Source organism: Nocardia sp. NBC_01499, assembly GCF_045040275.1.
Classification (GTDB): Bacteria; Actinomycetota; Actinomycetes; order Mycobacteriales; family Mycobacteriaceae; genus Nocardia.
The window spans coordinates 6,806,256-6,821,860 of record NZ_CP109426.1 but is presented as its reverse complement, the minus strand read 5'-3'; the positions used below and the strand labels follow the sequence as shown (position 1 = coordinate 6,821,860).

At 62.8% G+C, this 15,605-nt stretch carries 16 protein-coding genes; 6 read left to right on the top strand and 10 right to left on the bottom strand.

Annotated features, from left to right (window positions below):
- Positions 1-399: 399 nt before the first annotated feature.
- The 7 genes from OG203_RS31215 to istA form a co-directional block, all read right to left on the bottom strand.
- Positions 400-825, bottom strand: coding sequence for a hypothetical protein (locus OG203_RS31215; protein WP_405160811.1), 426 nt, complete (start codon positions 823-825; stop codon positions 400-402).
- Positions 822-1,298, bottom strand: a complete 477-nt coding sequence (locus OG203_RS31210; RefSeq protein WP_405160810.1) for a hypothetical protein — start codon at positions 1,296-1,298, stop codon at positions 822-824. Before OG203_RS31210 ends, OG203_RS31215 begins: the two co-directional genes overlap by 4 nt.
- Positions 1,299-1,314: 16 nt before the next feature.
- Positions 1,315-2,427, bottom strand: a complete 1,113-nt coding sequence (locus tag OG203_RS31205; protein WP_405160809.1) for a hypothetical protein — start codon at positions 2,425-2,427, stop codon at positions 1,315-1,317.
- Positions 2,428-2,618: 191 nt separating this feature from the next.
- A complete protein-coding gene (locus OG203_RS31200) occupies positions 2,619-2,918 on the bottom strand; it encodes a WXG100 family type VII secretion target (RefSeq protein WP_405160808.1) in 300 nt (99 codons plus the stop codon).
- Between the two features lie 3 nt (positions 2,919-2,921).
- A complete protein-coding gene (locus tag OG203_RS31195) occupies positions 2,922-3,236 on the bottom strand; it encodes a WXG100 family type VII secretion target (RefSeq protein WP_405160807.1) in 315 nt (104 codons plus the stop codon).
- A gap of 748 nt (positions 3,237-3,984) precedes the next feature.
- Positions 3,985-4,785 carry an ATP-binding protein gene (locus OG203_RS31190; RefSeq protein ID WP_405160806.1) on the bottom strand — a complete coding sequence of 267 codons (801 nt, stop codon included), beginning with the start codon at positions 4,783-4,785 and terminating at the stop codon, positions 3,985-3,987.
- Complete coding sequence (istA, locus tag OG203_RS31185; protein WP_405160805.1) at positions 4,782-6,335, bottom strand: IS21 family transposase; 1,554 nt, start codon at positions 6,333-6,335, stop codon at positions 4,782-4,784. Before istA ends, OG203_RS31190 begins: the two co-directional genes overlap by 4 nt.
- Positions 6,336-6,628: 293 nt before the next feature.
- Here istA and OG203_RS31180 point away from each other — a divergent pair, with 293 nt between their 5' ends.
- Positions 6,629-7,567, top strand: coding sequence for a phosphotransferase family protein (locus tag OG203_RS31180; protein ID WP_405160804.1), 939 nt, complete (start codon positions 6,629-6,631; stop codon positions 7,565-7,567).
- Between the two features lie 371 nt (positions 7,568-7,938).
- Here OG203_RS31180 and OG203_RS31175 read toward each other — a convergent pair whose 3' ends face one another.
- The 3 genes from OG203_RS31175 to OG203_RS31165 are packed head-to-tail and all read right to left on the bottom strand — an operon-like array spanning position 7,939 to position 11,033.
- Positions 7,939-8,406: a PPC domain-containing DNA-binding protein gene (locus tag OG203_RS31175; RefSeq protein ID WP_405160803.1), complete on the bottom strand. Its 468-nt coding sequence runs from the start codon at positions 8,404-8,406 to the stop codon at positions 7,939-7,941.
- Positions 8,406-9,452 carry an asparaginase gene (locus tag OG203_RS31170; protein WP_405160802.1) on the bottom strand — a complete coding sequence of 349 codons (1,047 nt, stop codon included), beginning with the start codon at positions 9,450-9,452 and terminating at the stop codon, positions 8,406-8,408. Before OG203_RS31170 ends, OG203_RS31175 begins: the two co-directional genes overlap by 1 nt.
- A gap of 9 nt (positions 9,453-9,461) precedes the next feature.
- Entirely contained in the window at positions 9,462-11,033 is a 1,572-nt protein-coding gene (locus tag OG203_RS31165; RefSeq protein ID WP_405160801.1) for a multiprotein-bridging factor 1 family protein, read from the bottom strand.
- 76 nt (positions 11,034-11,109) lie between these two features.
- Here OG203_RS31165 and OG203_RS31160 point away from each other — a divergent pair, with 76 nt between their 5' ends.
- From OG203_RS31160 to OG203_RS31140, 5 genes are all read left to right on the top strand, one after another.
- A complete protein-coding gene (locus tag OG203_RS31160) occupies positions 11,110-11,793 on the top strand; it encodes a hypothetical protein (protein WP_405160800.1) in 684 nt (227 codons plus the stop codon).
- Positions 11,794-11,879: 86 nt separating this feature from the next.
- Complete coding sequence (locus OG203_RS31155; protein ID WP_405160799.1) at positions 11,880-13,328, top strand: PEP-utilizing enzyme; 1,449 nt, start codon at positions 11,880-11,882, stop codon at positions 13,326-13,328.
- A gap of 62 nt (positions 13,329-13,390) precedes the next feature.
- Positions 13,391-13,582 (top strand): carboxymuconolactone decarboxylase family protein, encoded by a 192-nt coding sequence (locus OG203_RS31150; RefSeq protein WP_405160798.1) that lies wholly within the window; start codon positions 13,391-13,393, stop codon positions 13,580-13,582.
- The gene (gene trpS / locus OG203_RS31145) at positions 13,566-14,585 is read left to right on the top strand and encodes a tryptophan--tRNA ligase (protein ID WP_405160797.1); all 1,020 of its coding nucleotides are present in this window, start codon (positions 13,566-13,568) and stop codon (positions 14,583-14,585) included. Before OG203_RS31150 ends, trpS begins: the two co-directional genes overlap by 17 nt.
- Positions 14,582-15,529 carry a phytanoyl-CoA dioxygenase family protein gene (locus tag OG203_RS31140; protein WP_405160796.1) on the top strand — a complete coding sequence of 316 codons (948 nt, stop codon included), beginning with the start codon at positions 14,582-14,584 and terminating at the stop codon, positions 15,527-15,529. The genes trpS and OG203_RS31140 overlap by 4 nt, the downstream gene beginning before the upstream one ends.
- Positions 15,530-15,605 lie beyond the last annotated feature (76 nt).

The following is a 15,605-nucleotide window of genomic DNA, read 5'->3' as shown; positions in this document are numbered from 1 at the left end:
AAGGCAGGCCACCCACTCGCGAAGGTGACGGTATTCGTTCGATCGAAAAACTCTGCTGCACCTCGTGCTGGAGTCATCTTTGTAAGGTAGCCGTCGGGTCTGACATCCCGGGGCGCTTCTGTTACATGCGAATTCAAGCGAGGCGGTGGCTGGCGCCGTTGAAAGGGGCGGCTTTCGCTTCGTTGACATGGCCGCCGCGCGGGGAAGCTGAGTGAGTCGAGCCGCTGGTACACCGCCGTGGTGGCCGTGCGGCATTGGTCGAGGTGGTCGAGCGCGGCCCTGACTATGGCGGCGGTGTCGAGGGGCTGAGACGAGCTCATCGGTCCAGCCTCGCAAGTGCTACCCGCGACACCACTGCCGGAGTGGACTCGAAGCGTGCTCCCAACCACGGTGATTCAGTCAGTGGTCGGTTCTCCATCCCTGATTCATGCGCTGGAAGTATGCGTCATCGGCGGCCCGGATCTCGGCTTCGGTCCTCGGGTGTCGAGGTTCGGTTTCGGGTTTGCCCAACAGTTCTTGGAGCTGGCCGCGGAGGCGAGGGTCGGCTGTTCGGATGATCTGTTCGGTGCTTGCGGCGGCATCGGCTCGTGCACGGCGGTGGCAGTCGAGCAGTGCGCTGGTTAATTGTGCGCTGGACCACCGCATCACGGCTGGCGCGATCTGCAGGTTGGTGATGTCGCCGTTGGGGCTGACTTCGATGACGATGCCCCGGACTTCGCCGCGCCCGGTGACCGACGCTGCGGATTTCCTGAGTTGTTCTCCGCTGCGGTGGATCTCGGCGAGTTCCTGCTTGAGTTGCTGTTCCCACTTCTGCAGGTCGGTCATGAGCGTCCTAGCTTCTTCAGGATCTGCTTGAGGACCTCCGGCATCGGTCGTTGCTCGTCGCTGCGCACCTTTTCCTGGCCGGTGTAGATGCGGTAGTAGCGGGCAAGCTTGGGGCCCAGCAACTTGACCACGTCTGGTTCATCAAAGATGTTTTCGACGAACGAGACTGCGATCAGGTCGGATACCGGATTCTGTCCGTCCCCCCACGCCTCTTCGAGTCGCGCAAAGAACCGCCCCAAACGCGTTGCCGGGTCCTCATTTTCGTGCACGACCCGCACGACCCAGCGTGCGATGTCTCCCATGAGCAACGTCGGAAGCATCTCGTCGTAGTCACGGATGTGCTCGGCGATGAGCGGCCGGATCTCGGGCTCGATAGCGGCAAGGTCATCGATAAACTGCGCTAGCTCGGGCACCAAACTTCGAGTCCAGGTGTAAAGCATGTCCAGTATCTCTTTGTCGGTCTGCTCACTCATGCCTTCGCCTCACCATCTACCGTCCCGCCAATGCGTCCATGAGATTCTGCAGCTCTCGAATCGCCACGGTTCGATCGGCCGGGTCGGTGTTCGACTTGTCCATCAGCCATTTCGCTAGACCCCGCTGTGACTCCATCGCCTTTGTCAGATGCCATTTTCCTTCGGTAGGTACCAAGTTCTGGAGTTCGTTCCTTACCGCGTCTGCGGTGGTTCCGTCGCCAATCCTGTCAGGGTTGTTTGCGCCTTTGTAGAGGTCGTTGAGGATGTTTTGCAGCTTGGTGTCGGTGACGGTCGGTTTGACCGCCGGTGGCTTGGGAGTTAGGCCGGGTGGTGGGCTGCCGGGGTCGGATCGCCACCACTTGGTCTTTGCTTTGTCCAGCCATTCGCCGAGCTTGGCCAGTATCGGTTTGAGTTTGCCGGTGACGGCTGAGCCAATACGCCCGACGATGGCGGCGACTTTGGTGACGAGCCGGTCGATGATCGTGCCGATGCGGGCAGCGTAGACGCCGACCCGTTCAACGACCGCCCCGTTGCCGATCTCGGACAACCCCCCGGTAAACGGGACCAGCACGGCCATGCCTGCTTCGATCGCCGCGGTCTCGATCAGCATCTTCTTCAGCTCGGCGAGGATCTCGTGGTGCGCGTCGTCGAGGTGCTGGGCGTACTCACCGCACGCATCACCGATCTCTCGATACGCGCCCTGTAACTCGATGAAGTTGGTCGATGTGTCACTACAGGAGGCGACCGCAGCCGGTATCTCCGTGGACTGCTGATTTTCCAGAAGACCGACGGCCTGTGGGAACCGGCCGGTGGCGTTGTCCAACGCCTCCGCCGCGGCGGACCAAACGTCTTTCGCCGCCCGCAATTGGTCTTGGTGGCCATCGGGCCACACCAGCCCCGATACCGACTTGATCAGCGACCAGCCAAACGGTTCCGGGCCACCACCACCAGCCGAAGGAGACACGATCGCCAAACACGGGTCGAAGCCCGGTACTGGAGTGGGCGGCGGCGTGACACCGTTCGCGGTGGCTTCGGCGACGGCATGATTGTGTGCCCCTGCCGCGATCAAGTCACTGGTGCGTGCGCACGTCGAGACCAGCTTCGAGGAGGTCTGCAATGCCGCGTCCACGGCCTCGTCGTAGGACTTCGCCCACTGGGCGCCCGCGTCATCGCTGCCACCCATGCCGCCGTAGCCGGACAATGTCCGCAGCAGTGCGCTGTGCACTTCACCGGCGTCGTCTCGAATGCATGCCAGCCCTTCGCTGGCCGAGCGGTAGTCATCGCCTCGGCAGACGATGATCGGGAAGCTCGTCGGCGGGCTCACGGCCACATCTCGGCATTGGTTTGGACCGCGCCTGTGTAGTTCGTGTGCGCCCGGCGCGCTACCGCACGCAACTCCTCGAGGTTCTCCCGCATCTCCGCCGCACCCGCCATCCACCGATCATGGGCAGCGCGCTGCGCTTCGGCGGCTTGACTCGACCAGGACAGGTGCAGATCGGCGATCGTCTGGTCTACCTCTTGTAACCATCCTTCGACGTCGGAATCGAATTTGGCCATCGTTGTGATCGCCTCGTCGAGCTGCTGGAGGTTGACGCGGTAGCTGTAGTCGTCGTCGGCCACGGATTACACCTGTTCTCCCGCTCGCGTAATCGCGTCCCGGTTGGTGAAGTCCCGCATCTCATACCGGTGAGCCGCATCGATAAGGTTGGTTGCCGAAGTCTCGAGTGCGGCGACGACCTCGCCGGCGCCTTGTTTCCACTCGACCCAGGATTCGTCGTAGGCCGAAGCGGCTTTGCCTCGCCAGCCGTCAGCGAGAAGCTCTTTGCCGATCGTGTTGTCGAGCTGCACGACCCCATCCTTGATGGTCCGGGCCCTGTCAGTGATGAACCGAGCTGCCTCACGGAGCCGATCCACCTCAACCCGCAGCTCATCGGACATGCCATCTCCCCTCATGCTGCAGTCCACAGATCGCCTCTGAACTATAAGACGCAGCGAACACTCGCGCGGTTCCGTGCGCTGCGAACACGGCACCACGAAGGTGCGTCAACCGCACCGGGAACGCTCCAAACCCAACTCGAAACTCCTGCACTACCGGGCGGCTCCGAACCCTGTGTCCACCGAACCGGGAACGCTCCACTTCCAGGCGGCCGTTGCCACCGACATGGGCCGCGCAGTGGCACGTTCGGTCCATATGCTTCCAATTTGCTTGCCCGACCTGGGCCGCCAGAACCCGGCGCGCCTGTCCTCGTCCATGTGCACCCGTAGTCCAGATGACTGCATACGAGGCTGAGCGCCAATAGCGCTCACTAACCCGAGCGTTGCTCGATTCTGCTCGAAGAGCGTGCCCGCCCACTCGTGATCCGTACGTCTGTTTGGACAAGCAAACGAAGGGCTGGCAATCCCGTTGACTGCCGATCGGCTCTCCGCCGATCGAAGTTTGTCTGGCTGGTTGTTTCAGAGGCCGAGCAGGAGGTCAATGCGTCGTTCGTGGGCGTGGGCGTGGGCGTGGAAGGCTTGCTCGGCGAGGGTAGTTGGTGATCAGCAGGTCGGTTTCGGTGGTCATGACTTCGGAGACACCATTGTCGCCTGCCAGGGTGATGGGACCACCGGTTTGCCATGAGCATGGGACCGGGTTGGACCCGGTCGCGGGCCGTGTGCTGATGGTGACTGACGACCGAGTCGCTGGTCAATCGGTTGCGGGCTTGCCGTGGCGTGGCTTCTGGCGTTGCCGGTAGGACTCGCCCTCGACGACGAGTTCGTAGGCGGCTGATTGCAGTCGGTCCATCGCTGATTGGGCCAGCAGCGGGTCGGCCATCATGGTCAGGATTTCGGGTGGTTCCCGGTTGCTGGTGATGATGGTGGAAGCTTTGCGGTGACGTTCGACGATCAGTTCGTAGAAGTCGTTGGTCTCGGTGGCTTCGAGCCGGTGCAGGGCCAGGTCGTCGAGGATGAGCAGGTCGACGCGGTGGAGTTTGCGCATCTCGTCTTCGTAGCTGCCGTCCAGGCGTGCCCCGCGCAGGCGTTTGAACAGCTTATCGCTGCGTTCGGTGTGAACCGAATGGTGGCGGCGGACCGCGATGTGTCCTAATGCGTTGGCCAGGAACGTTTTTCCGACGCCCACCGGTCCCATGATGAGGATGTTGTAGGCGTCGGCGAGGAACCGTAGCGAGGTCAGCTCCGCCCAGAGTTCGGAGTCGAAATTGACTGCGGTGGTGTCGTCCCAGGCTTGCAGCTGCATCTGCGGGTCCAGATGCGCGGATTTCGCGCGGCGTTGGGCGGATTGGCGGTCGCGGCGGGTGACCTCGTCGGAGAACAGCATTTCCAGGAAGTCGTGGTGCGGCAGCCGATTCGATCGCGCCAAAGCCAGGCGTTCAGGCAGGGTGTCGAGCAGTTGCCCGAGCTTGAGCCGGCGCATCAACGTTTTGAGTTCCGGTGAGATATCGATCGGTTTGACCGCCGGTGTCGCGGCGGGTCGGCGGGTGGTCATGACGGCCTCCTGATCTCGAAATCGGTTGTCGCGCGGACGAACCGGGACGGAGTCGGCGGTGGTGGCAACAGACTGAGCTGCTGGCCGACCGCGCTGCGGGTCAGCATGCGATCGATGACGCCGACATCGACGACCTCAGCGTCCAGGGCGCGGCGGCAGGCGTCGTCGACGGCGGCGGCGCCGTGACGGCGAACCAGCCCGAGCAGCCGGTAAACCTGGCGCATCTTCGTCCAGGGCAGCGGATGTTCCAGCACCTCCGCGGCGTAGATCCCGACATGAGCGCCATGCTCGGATGCCTTGCGCTGCAAGGTATTCAAGTCCCGCATCGCATAGACGCTGACTTCACTGGGCAGGTCGGCGGGATCGGTGTGCCGGCGGCCCGGCGCCATGACCGGGTGGACCTTGATCAGCTCTCCGCGCCAATACAGTTTCACCGTGGTCGAATCAAGGCGGGCATCCAGGCGGACCCCGACGAGTTCACCGGGAACGCTGTAGAGAGCTTTGGCGATCTGAACATGCCTGTCGGGAGCCACCTTCGGTCGAACCCAGGTCGGGATGTCGAACGGCTCCTGCGAGAGTGGTTTCAACTGCGGGGCCTCCTCGGCGGCGAACACCTCCGCCGGGCGCAGCCGGGTCGTGCCATGGATCCGCATCCCCGCCGTTTCCGCGCACCACTTGGCGGCTCTGGACCGGCAGTCCGACAGGTCCCGGAATTGTTCTCCGGCAAAGAAATTAGACCGCGCATAGGGCACGCAGCGTTCGACGCGGGGTTTGTCGCGGGGGCTGCGGATGCGGGCCGGATCGATGGCGAACCCACGCGTCTGGGCATACTCACGAAACGCGTCGTTGAGTTTCGGATCAGTCGAATCTGCTTTGTCCACAATCGTTTTCATGTTGTCCGGGATCACCACCGCGAACACGCCACCGAAGAATACCCACGCCGACTCGAACCCGTCGATCACATCGTTGAGGGTCTGCCGGTAGCTCGGATAGATCAGCATGTGCCGCGAATAAACCGCAGTGAAGATCAACCCCTGCACCACCCGACGCCGACCATCATCGGCATCGGTGAGCATCCCCAGCCTGCCGAAGTCGACCTGCACCTCAGCACCGGGTTCGCAATCGGCAACCCGCACTGTAGTCCGGCGTTTCCCGAACCCCAATTCTGTTGTCGCATAACGGTTCAAAGTCCGATATGACACCACCACACCACGGCGTCCCAGCAGGATATGGATTTTCGTCAACGTCAGGCCCTCATCGAGCCACGCCTTGATCTGATCATGTTGCGCGGCAATGGTTTCCCACGCATCACTCTTCCCGTTCGGGCGTTTGCGCCGAACCCCGGCTATCACCGCCGCGACTAGCTCATCGGTCAACTGGGCTGCATCACCCTCACGATCGAGCCCACACGAACGCGCCACCTCCACATACCGGCGCACCGTCTTGCGGTCGGTCCCCGACAACCGGGCCACCTCCCGCAAACCCAGCCCCTGCAGCCACAGCCGCAGCATCTCCACGATCTCGATCACCGAAACCTCCCGGTAGCTCATTGGGCCAATACAGCGGCCGAACGACCGGGAACCCCGCAGCCACGCCGGGTGGTCCCATAACTGGCAAAACCCCTACCCAGGTGGTCCCATCAGTGGCAAACAAGCGGTCCCATACTCATGGCAAAACCGTCTCTGAAGTGGTCCCTTCTCCCTGGCAGCCGACAACACCATCGAGTGCGTGGTTGCGGCGTCGATCGCGGACGCGGTCCCATTGTGAGCAGATGGCCACGCCCACGGTCGAACTCCGGGAATAACCACTGGAGGTTCTGCGGCGTGGTCTTCACGATGATGCGATGGTCAACAGCGAGGGCACCGCGTATCGGCTCGACTGGAACGAGGTACCCGCATTGGTGCGGGACCAGGTCGAGCGTCGCCTGGGAGCGAAGGTTCGCACAGCCGACAGCCAGCGAGGCGGATTCAGTCATGGTGTGGCCGCCCGACTCGTACTGGAGGACGGCACACAGGTTTTCGCCAAAGCGATCAGCGGCGACGACGCCCTCGCACCGATGTACCGCGTGGAGGCTGACACCGCCGCACAGTTGCCTCAACGAGTCCCCGCCCCCGGCGTCCAGTGCACCATCGAAACCGCCGGGTGGTTCATCACCATCTTCGAAGACATCGAAGGCCACCATCCTCGCCTCGATCAACCCAGCGATGTAGCGGCGGTGCTCGCCATGATCGAGCAGTTGGCCGAGGTCCTAACTCCCAGCCCCCTAGCCGGTGGACCAACGATCGCCGACGATTACGGACCGAAGCTGATGTGTTGGCGGCAGTTCGCCGAGCACAGCCCACCTGCGGATCTCGATGACTGGTCGCTACGCAATCTGGACCGGTTGGCTGCGCGCGAGTCGACATGGCTCGAACCTGCGGCCGGTGAAACCTTGCTACACACCGACCTTCGCCCAGACAATATGCTGTTGCGACCAGACGGCACTGTCGTCGTGGTCGACTGGGCATGGCCGTGTCGTGGCGCGGCATGGATCGATCTCGTCTCGCTCGCCCCCTCGCTCGCCGCCAGTGGGATCGACCCTGACCCGATCCTGATGGCACATCCCGTCACCCGCACAACCGATCCCGCTGCCATCGATGCTTTCCTCTGCGCGCTGGTCGGCTACTGGGAACACCACAGCCGCCAGCCTGCGCCGCCAAGGTCGCCGAAACTCCGCAGCTATCAAGCGAACTCGGCGCAAGTATCACGTGAGTGGCTGAAACGACGAGTCAGGTGGAAGTAGTAGTTGGCAGTGGTGCTCACGCGCGAACTTCGCATTCACCGCGAGCTACCCAATGGCCCGCTCCGCCAGGTCGAGTAAGGCTCCACAAGATGGCGCAGTGTCGTCGAGTCCTGTCCGGCGTCGACTTCTTCAACCGGATTCACAGCGGCGATTTCGCAGGGGCCGGTTAGCGGAGCTGTTCAGCGCGACCGGCAGTGATCGGGTCAACCACATGAATCCGCGCACGGGATCGCCAGCATGGTGGCCGACTGCACTGGATGTGCGGGTGGCCCACGACTTGGGTGCCAAGTCCCCCGACCACAAAATGCAGGGACGTCACGGTCACCAACTCCGGCACGAATCCGGCGATATCGCAGCCTGGGCATGTCCCGCTAAGTTGCGGGGTCGAAGCGTAGGAGTGGTACGTCATAGAGAGCTTCCTCGGGTATACGGCGCATCCGTGGATGAATGACTTCGATGATGAGCATCTCGGTGAGGAATTGGACACGCGCGCTGAGCAGGTGGCTTGTGTGCCCGGTTGCGGAATACTCTTTCAGGCCGACCGCCACATGGATATGGGGCCGGATCTGGTCGTTGTCTGGGTCGTAGGCGAGGGTGCCGCCGCCGAAGGCTTCGATGTTGGTGAGGTGTACTCGCGACCAGACTGGTGCTTGGGGGTCGTCCAGTTTTTCGCAGGTGCCGACGAGCTCGGCTTCGCTGAATCCGGCGATGAACGAGGGGATGTAGCCCTGGCGGATGTTGTTGTCGCGGCAAAACTCGGTGAGGGCGGGGTAGAAGTCGTCGCCGTGGTCGAAGACGACACCGAAGCTGCGGCCGAGGGTGAGTTCGTGGCTTCGCATCAGTTGTCCTTGCTGGGTTCGATCGGCCAGGGCCAAGTGCTGGGTTCGGTGTAGCCGCCTGCCGCACCGAATGCGGCGGCGATGGTGCGGTGGTCGCACCCTGCGGCGAGCAGGGTCAGTAGGAGGATGCGGGCTTTGAAGGGGTCGAGGTAGCCGGCGGAGATGAGTCCGCGGGACAGCAGGTCGCGTTCGGAGCCGGAGAATCCGTAGGTTGTTGCGAGGACGGATCCGCCCCCAGTGCGGGAGGCGAGGATGACAGGTATTCGGGCACTGAGTGTTTCGAGCATCGGCACCGTATTGGCCGGGACGTGTCCGGCGCCGAATCCGGCGACGATGAGCCCGTCCGCATGGTCGGCGAGAGCCCGCACGGTGGTGCCGTCGTCGCCGAGGGTCATTGGCAGCACGGTAATGCGGATGTTGTCGGTGGGCTTGGCGGGGATGACGGTGCGGTAGGCGAGGTGGTTGAGCAGTCTCGGTTGTCCTTCAACGAGATAGCCGAGCGGGCCGCCATCAGGTGATCGGAAGGTCGAGGGGCTGGTGCTGTGTGTTTTGCGGACGCGGCGGGCGGCGTGGATCTCGTCGCTGAAAACCACGAGTGCACCTTGGTTTCTGGCATGCGGGCTGGCGGCGGTCTGGATGGCGGCCAGGATGTTGGCAGGGCCGTCGGCACCGGCGAGGGTGGGGTTGCGCATCGCGCCGGTCACGATGATCGGTTGCGGTCCGGTATGGAGCAGATCCAGCAGGTATACGGTTTCCTCGATGGTGTCGGTGCCTTGAGTGACGACGACGCCGTCGGCATCGGTGGCCTGGTCGCTGATCTGGGTCGCGAGTGCGGTGATATCTGAGATGGTCAGTGAAGCGCCCGGGACGCGTCGAAAGTCGTGAACTTCCACGGCGATGCCGGTCTCTGCCAGGCCAGGGACGGCCGCGAGCAGGTCGGCCGCGGAGAGAGCTGGTGCTACGCCGCCGCTATCGGTTCTCGACATGGCGATGGTGCCGCCGAGCGCATAAACGATGACGCGAGAGGTCTTTTCGACGATGGGCACTCCGGCAGCCTAGCGATCTCCGTGTCCGAGGTCGGCGACGAATCGGCATGCGCGGTCGAGACCGGCGACTGAGAGGAGGCGGCTGCGTGGCCGGGTGAATCCGGCGATGCCGTGGTCGGCGAGTTCGCTACATCGGCGTACCAGCCATGGCCAGTCCAGTTCCAGGTAGTCGGCCAGTTGGCGCAACCGCTCGTTCGGATGGTGGCCGGACAGGATGGTGTGGGTGCGTGCCCAGTCCGTGGCGTCAGCGAACTCTATGAGCGTTGGTCGGTGGTCGGTGATGTCGACGAGCCATAGACTGTCGGTGTTGATCCATGTGGCGATGATGGCTCGGTGGCCAGAGTCGAGCAGAAAGCCTTGTGTTGCGGTGTATTCCGACTCAACACAGACCGTGATGTGTATGTCGAACGACTCCATCAGTGCCGCGGTGAGCAGCATCAGCACTCGTTCGGGCCGCCAGGAAGTGGACACTGTTTCGGGTGGAATGCAGAACGATCGTGTCACTGAGGCGCTGGCGGAGTTGAACAGTGAAGCCGTGCGCTGCAGGTATTGATACTTGTGTGCGAACAGCAGCCACGTACTGGCTTCCTCGCCACGCTGTTCCCGAGTCCAGAACGCAGGGACGTCGGCGAGTTCGTCGGCGTGGCGCAGGATGTGGCGGGCGCAAAAGTCCGATCCAAGCCACATCTGAGACACCTCCGATAGCTCTCCCGCGAGTTCCAGACCGGCTGTCGAGCGTGGTTGGAGATCGAGGGAGGTAACCCGGTGTGAGGCTGCGGTCAGCTCCGCGTCGTCGTCGAGCAAAGCGTCGTCAAGATTGGTGACTGCCCACAGCAGCGCAAGGGTGAACTCGTCGAGAGCATACGCATGCGGAATCAGAAGGGGCGCATCAACGTTAGCCGCCGTCAACCGAGCGTGCGCGCGCCTGCGGTCTAGTCCGTAGAACCGTCTGCCGTCCTCGTCGAGCACAGTGGCCACCAGGAGTTGGCGGTGCGGTCGTCGCAGCGCAGTGGTGTCGACGATGCCCTTGGTCGGTGTGGCGACAATACGACCGCGGTCCAGGTGCGCAGTAACAGCGAGAACTGGGGTGGTCGAGCCGGAGAAGAACCGTCCCGTCGGCGTTTGGATCTCGACGTTCCTGTACTCGCCGGGATTGGATCCGGTGGTGATACCGGTCAACGCCTGATCGACGGCTGACGAGGGGATCTGGCCCGCATGCTGGGTGGCTTGTTCTGCTTTTGCCTTGCGCCACAAAGCACACAGTTGCCCGTCGGCTGTCAGCGCGGAGTCCAGCGCTCTCACCAGATCTTGCGATGGCAGGCCACGGCCACGTTCGGCGCGCGAGACATATTGCGGGGTGTAGCCGATCCGTCCTGCCAGCTGAGGTTGGCTCCAGCCTGCGGTCTTGCGATGTCGTTTGATCTCCAGCGCGAGCTCGGTCACGGTCGGTGCTGGATTATCCAGCGTGGCTTCAGAATTCGTCACAGACGGCCCCCTGCAAGTCACTCCCATCATTGTCGATGAGAGGGGGGTCAACAAGGTATGGACGGTATTTGACCCCTCCCGTTCGGTGAGATCCATTGGTGTGCTGAGTAGACCGATGCCGCACCTCGCGGCGGTCGGCGGGTTCAGATGATCCGGACGAAGAGGTGTTCCCATGAAGGAAATCGAGTTAGACATCAACTGTGGCGGCATGATCAACGGTGAGGTGGTAACCGCAACCGGCACCGGTCAGGGTTCGGTCGACCGTGGAACGCTTGCGATCAACCTAGCGTTTTCCCATATTCCACAAGGGTTTTCGATCTACTGCGCATCGCAGTGGACTGCGTGCTGTTCCACACCGACCTTCGCGATCGAGCAAGACGGCGGGGTCAACATGTTGACACTCACCAAAGGTCGCTACCGGTGTGAGCGCACGTTCGACTTCGGCGAGTACGGCACCTACCAGTACTACTACGAGATCCGTCTTGATCAATCAACCGGCAAGATGAAAGCCACCGGCGGCCTGCACGGCACGCTCGATCTGCCCGAACTCGTCGCTGTCGAACCCAACTTCACCGAAATCATGGTGTTGGCCGGTCCGGAGCTGGTGCGCTCGTTCTCCCGCTCGGCGTTCATCGCCGCCGACGGGACGCGGATCCCGGTCAGGGTCAGTGGGCAGTACAGCCCACTCGATCGCGATCCCGCCGCTGACTGGACCTGCTGCGCCACCGACCAAGTGCGCAAGTCGTTCATCAACGTTCTCAACGCCGAAGGCACGGAGCTGTCCCTGATCTACTCGACGGTGATCGCCGGAATCCACGCGCCGGAGGCACTGCCGCAATTCGGACTGGCCAACTAGAACCCCGCACTCCGCTGAGGGGCAGGGAACAGGCGAGTCGCCTTGCCCCTCAGCGGTATGCGCGGCCAGGGAAGGGAATTTCTCCTATGTGCGAACTCGAGTGGTCGCGCAGCAGTGTCGCGATGCCGATGAGCGAGCTCGAGTACGACCTGCTTGCGGTCGGCTATGCGACCGGCTTCAGTCGAGCACTCACCGGCTTCCTCAATCACAGTGTCGCTGTACGCATCAGGCGTCAGCGAGGACACCTCTACACCGCGTTGGAGTCCACGAATGGGCCTATCGCGCCGCTGCTTCCGCTGTCAAAAGCCGAAAATAGCTGGCCCGAACCAGTTTCGACCATGATGCTGCAACATTTCGCCGAGTTCCGTGAACTGCTCGGCGGCGATCCGCAAGATGCTCTCTTGCGAGCCCGAGAACTGTTCGCCGACTGTATCGCGCTGCATCACGCGTTGATGCTGCCCGCTCGTCAACAAATCAGCGACCTCATGGCCCTGGTCGCTGAGACCAATAGCGCCGACCCCCAGACAAACTTGGCGCTGACCGCCTTGGAAGCCTCGGTGCATGTGGGCGGCGCGATCTTCGATGCAGCCGCCGAACTCCTCGATGCGGATCCCGAAACATTGGGCGACGCCGACCTCATCAGCAAGGTCGCGGCCGGGGCCTGTGACGGCGATGGCTACGGACTGGCGCAGCCAGGCTGGCTCGACGACCCGCGATACGGCCAACGGATCATTCGCCTGCTCCAGTCCTTCAGCGTGACACCAGAGGTTCTGAGTCGACGGCGTGCCGCCGCTGAAGTGCGTCAGCGCGCCGCGGTCGCCGAGCTGGGCCACACACTGCCCGAGTACATCCGTAGCGACCTCGACGAACGCCTTCGTGCAGCCCGTGCAGCCTCGCATGTGGCTGAATCCCACGGTCCGCTGATGCACGTTCGATACACCCACGAGCTGCGCCGCCTTATAACCGCTCACGGTGCCGCGCTCACCCGAGGCAACCGCCTTGATCATCCGCACGAGATCTTCCATCTCGCACTGTCAGACCTGAGAGGAGACCGAGAATTGACCCACATCGTTCGAGCACGCCGAGCGACGTATCGCGAACAGAGCTGCCAAGGCCCACCTCCGCAGACCTTCCGTGCCGTCGGACGCACAATGTTGCCTAGCTCCATCGGTGCCCGACTGCGCCACCTCACGGCACCGCAAGGCCGACCAACCGGAACCACACAGTGGCGGGGTGTCGGAGCTGCACGAGGCAAAGTTGAAGGCCCCCTGCGTATTTTGCGCACTCAGGCCGACATCGAACGGATCGCTCCCGGCGACATCGCGCTCGTCCCCGATGCTGGTCCAGCTTGGGGATGGCTCACGCTGGCGGGGATACCGCTGATCATCGAACATGGTGGACTGCTCGGCCACGCCCCGGCAGCGGCCAGAGAAGCAGGCTCATGCTGCGTCGTAGGGGCCCAGGGTCTTGCGGCGCTGGTCACCGATGGTGAAGTTGTTAGGGTGTCAGGCGACACGGGCGAGGTGACCTGGTGAACGCCGGGCAGCCCTGGTACCGCGCTAAAACCCCAGTTCAAGTCGCTCGGGATGCGTTGGCCATGGCGTCACGGAAGCACCGGGAGGGGTGTGAGCCCTGCGTCGAGGCGTATCTGAGTTTGGCCCGTGACAACGGGGCGACCGAGGAGCAAATCGCGGCGGCGCTGCCCGGTGGGGAGTCTCAACCGAGAGGCAATTCGGCGTCGCAGTCAGCGGGCAGCGGAAAGGGACACAACAGTGACATCGCAGGCTAAGAAGCGAGTTCTCAGCGGGATCACCGCGACGGGAAGCTTGCACATCGGCAACTACATCGGCGCGATCAGCCAGTGGGTCGACAACCAGGCCGAGTACGAGAACTTCCTGTTCGTCGCCGACCTGCATGCGCTTACCATTCCCGAAGCCATCGTCGGCAAGAACCTGCGAGCACGGGTGGAGGAGATCTTCGCCCTCTACCTCGCGTGCGGCATCGATCCCGAACGGTCGACGCTGTTCGTCCAGAGCGACGTCGTCGAGCACGCCGAGCTGGGATGGCTGATGACGTGTGTGACTCCTGTGTCGTGGCTGGAACGCATGACCCAGTTCAAAACCAAAGGCAAGGTCGCCGACGTCGATTCAGGTGTCGGAGCGGGTCTGCTGTGCTACCCGTCCCTACAGGCCGCCGACATCCTGCTCTACGACCCTGACCTGGTTCCGGTCGGCGAGGACCAGAAACAGCACGTCGAGATCACCCGGGATATCGCCAAACGATTCAACGCGATGTTCGGCGAGACGTTCAAGGTCCCCGACGTGGTGATCCGTCAATCCGGTGGGCGGATCATGGGTTTGGACGATCCCACCGCCAAGATGAGCAAGAGCACCGCGGAACGCAGCCCCGGCCACGCCATCGGATTGCTCGATCCGCTCGACAAATCCCGCAAGGCGATCATGCGGGCGGTCACCGACTCCAACTCCGGAGTCGACTTCTCCAACGAGCTCGCCCCCGGCGTCACGAATCTGCTCACCATCTTCGAGTGCTTCACCGCGACCACCCGCGAGCAGAGCCGCGAACAGTTCGACGGCGCTGGGTACGGAACGTTGAAATCCGCGGTCGCCGATGTTGTAACCGACAAGCTCGCTGAGATCCAAAGCCGCTTCCACGACATCGCCGACGACCGCGACACCCTGAACAAGCAACTCGCCCGAGGCGCCGAACGTGCGCGCGCGATCGCCAGCACCAAACTCGCCCAGGCGTACCGAGCTACAGGACTGCGACAATGATCCCCATCGCCGCCCCTGACGTGCTGGCACCGCATGTCGAAACGTTCACCGCGCAAGGCTATGTGCACTTCAAAGGCGCATACGGCACCGAGCAGGTCGCGGTGTTCCGCGACCTGTATCGACGAGCCGTCGCGGACTGGCAATTTGCACACGGCACCGATGAAAACCCTGGTGCAGTAGCCGGACTGCTTGAGCGCTATCCCCGTGAGGTTTTGCCTGCGGTAACTCATCCGCTGTTCCTCGGCTTCGCCGAAGCAGTGATGGGACCGTTCGTTCAGCTCGACAGCGTCGTTCTCAACAGTGATCCACCAGTGGACGGCGACCAGTACGACGCACCGGTCATGTGGCACCGCGACCGGTACGGTGCGGTGCCACCGGATGTCTATACCCGCCCACTCAGTATCGTGTTCCTGACCTATCTGCAGACCATGACCAACGATGTCGGCCCACTGCGAGTAGTTCCGAGCTCGCACTGCACACCACGCTTGATCGCCCCAGACCAACTACACAACCGCCATGACGACGAGGTCCTCATACCTGCAGAGCTGGGCGACACGGTGGCAATCCACAACAACTTGCTGCACTCCGGTACCAGCAACACCAGCTGCCAAGATCGCCAGTTCCTCGGGTTCATCTACAACACCTCGACGATGCGGCAAGAGGACAACTTCGCTGGCCCGAATTGCCGCGCACTCGCCCAGTCAGCACACAGCTCCAACGACCGGCGCCTCCAACGGCTCCTCGGTGAAGATCCCCTGATCTCCCCAAGGCAGAACAGCGGATTCACGACAGAACCACACCGTGACTGGCACCGTTGGAACGAGGAAGACAACGCCTACGCCGCCGAAGCAGCCAAAACTGGCGCACGCGCACTCAACGCACGCGCCGATCTCGCCATCCCATTCGACGCTGTGCAGCCGAGAGTGCCCACGCCGAGCCCGTAGGTGGATAGGTGGGTCCGCGCGACGCTTGAAGCATGAACGAGCGACGGACGTCATGTGAATCGTCGTCTTATAGTCA

What these genes read in the sequence shown, in the direction of transcription:
- OG203_RS31190 (WP_405160806.1), bottom strand. Translation starts at nt 4,785, where the DNA reads ATGACCACCCGCCGACCCGCCGCGACACCGGCGGTCAAACCGATCGAT.
- OG203_RS31140 (WP_405160796.1), top strand. Translation starts at nt 14,582, where the DNA reads ATGATCCCCATCGCCGCCCCTGACGTGCTGGCACCGCATGTCGAAACG.
- OG203_RS31215 (WP_405160811.1), bottom strand. Translation starts at nt 825, where the DNA reads ATGACCGACCTGCAGAAGTGGGAACAGCAACTCAAGCAGGAACTCGCC.
- OG203_RS31155 (WP_405160799.1), top strand. Translation starts at nt 11,880, where the DNA reads ATGTGCGAACTCGAGTGGTCGCGCAGCAGTGTCGCGATGCCGATGAGC.
- OG203_RS31150 (WP_405160798.1), top strand. Translation starts at nt 13,391, where the DNA reads ATGGCGTCACGGAAGCACCGGGAGGGGTGTGAGCCCTGCGTCGAGGCG.
- OG203_RS31210 (WP_405160810.1), bottom strand. Translation starts at nt 1,298, where the DNA reads ATGAGTGAGCAGACCGACAAAGAGATACTGGACATGCTTTACACCTGG.
- OG203_RS31195 (WP_405160807.1), bottom strand. Translation starts at nt 3,236, where the DNA reads ATGTCCGATGAGCTGCGGGTTGAGGTGGATCGGCTCCGTGAGGCAGCT.
- OG203_RS31180 (WP_405160804.1), top strand. Translation starts at nt 6,629, where the DNA reads ATGGTCAACAGCGAGGGCACCGCGTATCGGCTCGACTGGAACGAGGTA.
- OG203_RS31175 (WP_405160803.1), bottom strand. Translation starts at nt 8,406, where the DNA reads ATGCGAAGCCACGAACTCACCCTCGGCCGCAGCTTCGGTGTCGTCTTC.
- OG203_RS31165 (WP_405160801.1), bottom strand. Translation starts at nt 11,033, where the DNA reads ATGGATCTCACCGAACGGGAGGGGTCAAATACCGTCCATACCTTGTTG.
- istA (WP_405160805.1), bottom strand. Translation starts at nt 6,335, where the DNA reads ATGAGCTACCGGGAGGTTTCGGTGATCGAGATCGTGGAGATGCTGCGG.
- OG203_RS31160 (WP_405160800.1), top strand. Translation starts at nt 11,110, where the DNA reads ATGAAGGAAATCGAGTTAGACATCAACTGTGGCGGCATGATCAACGGT.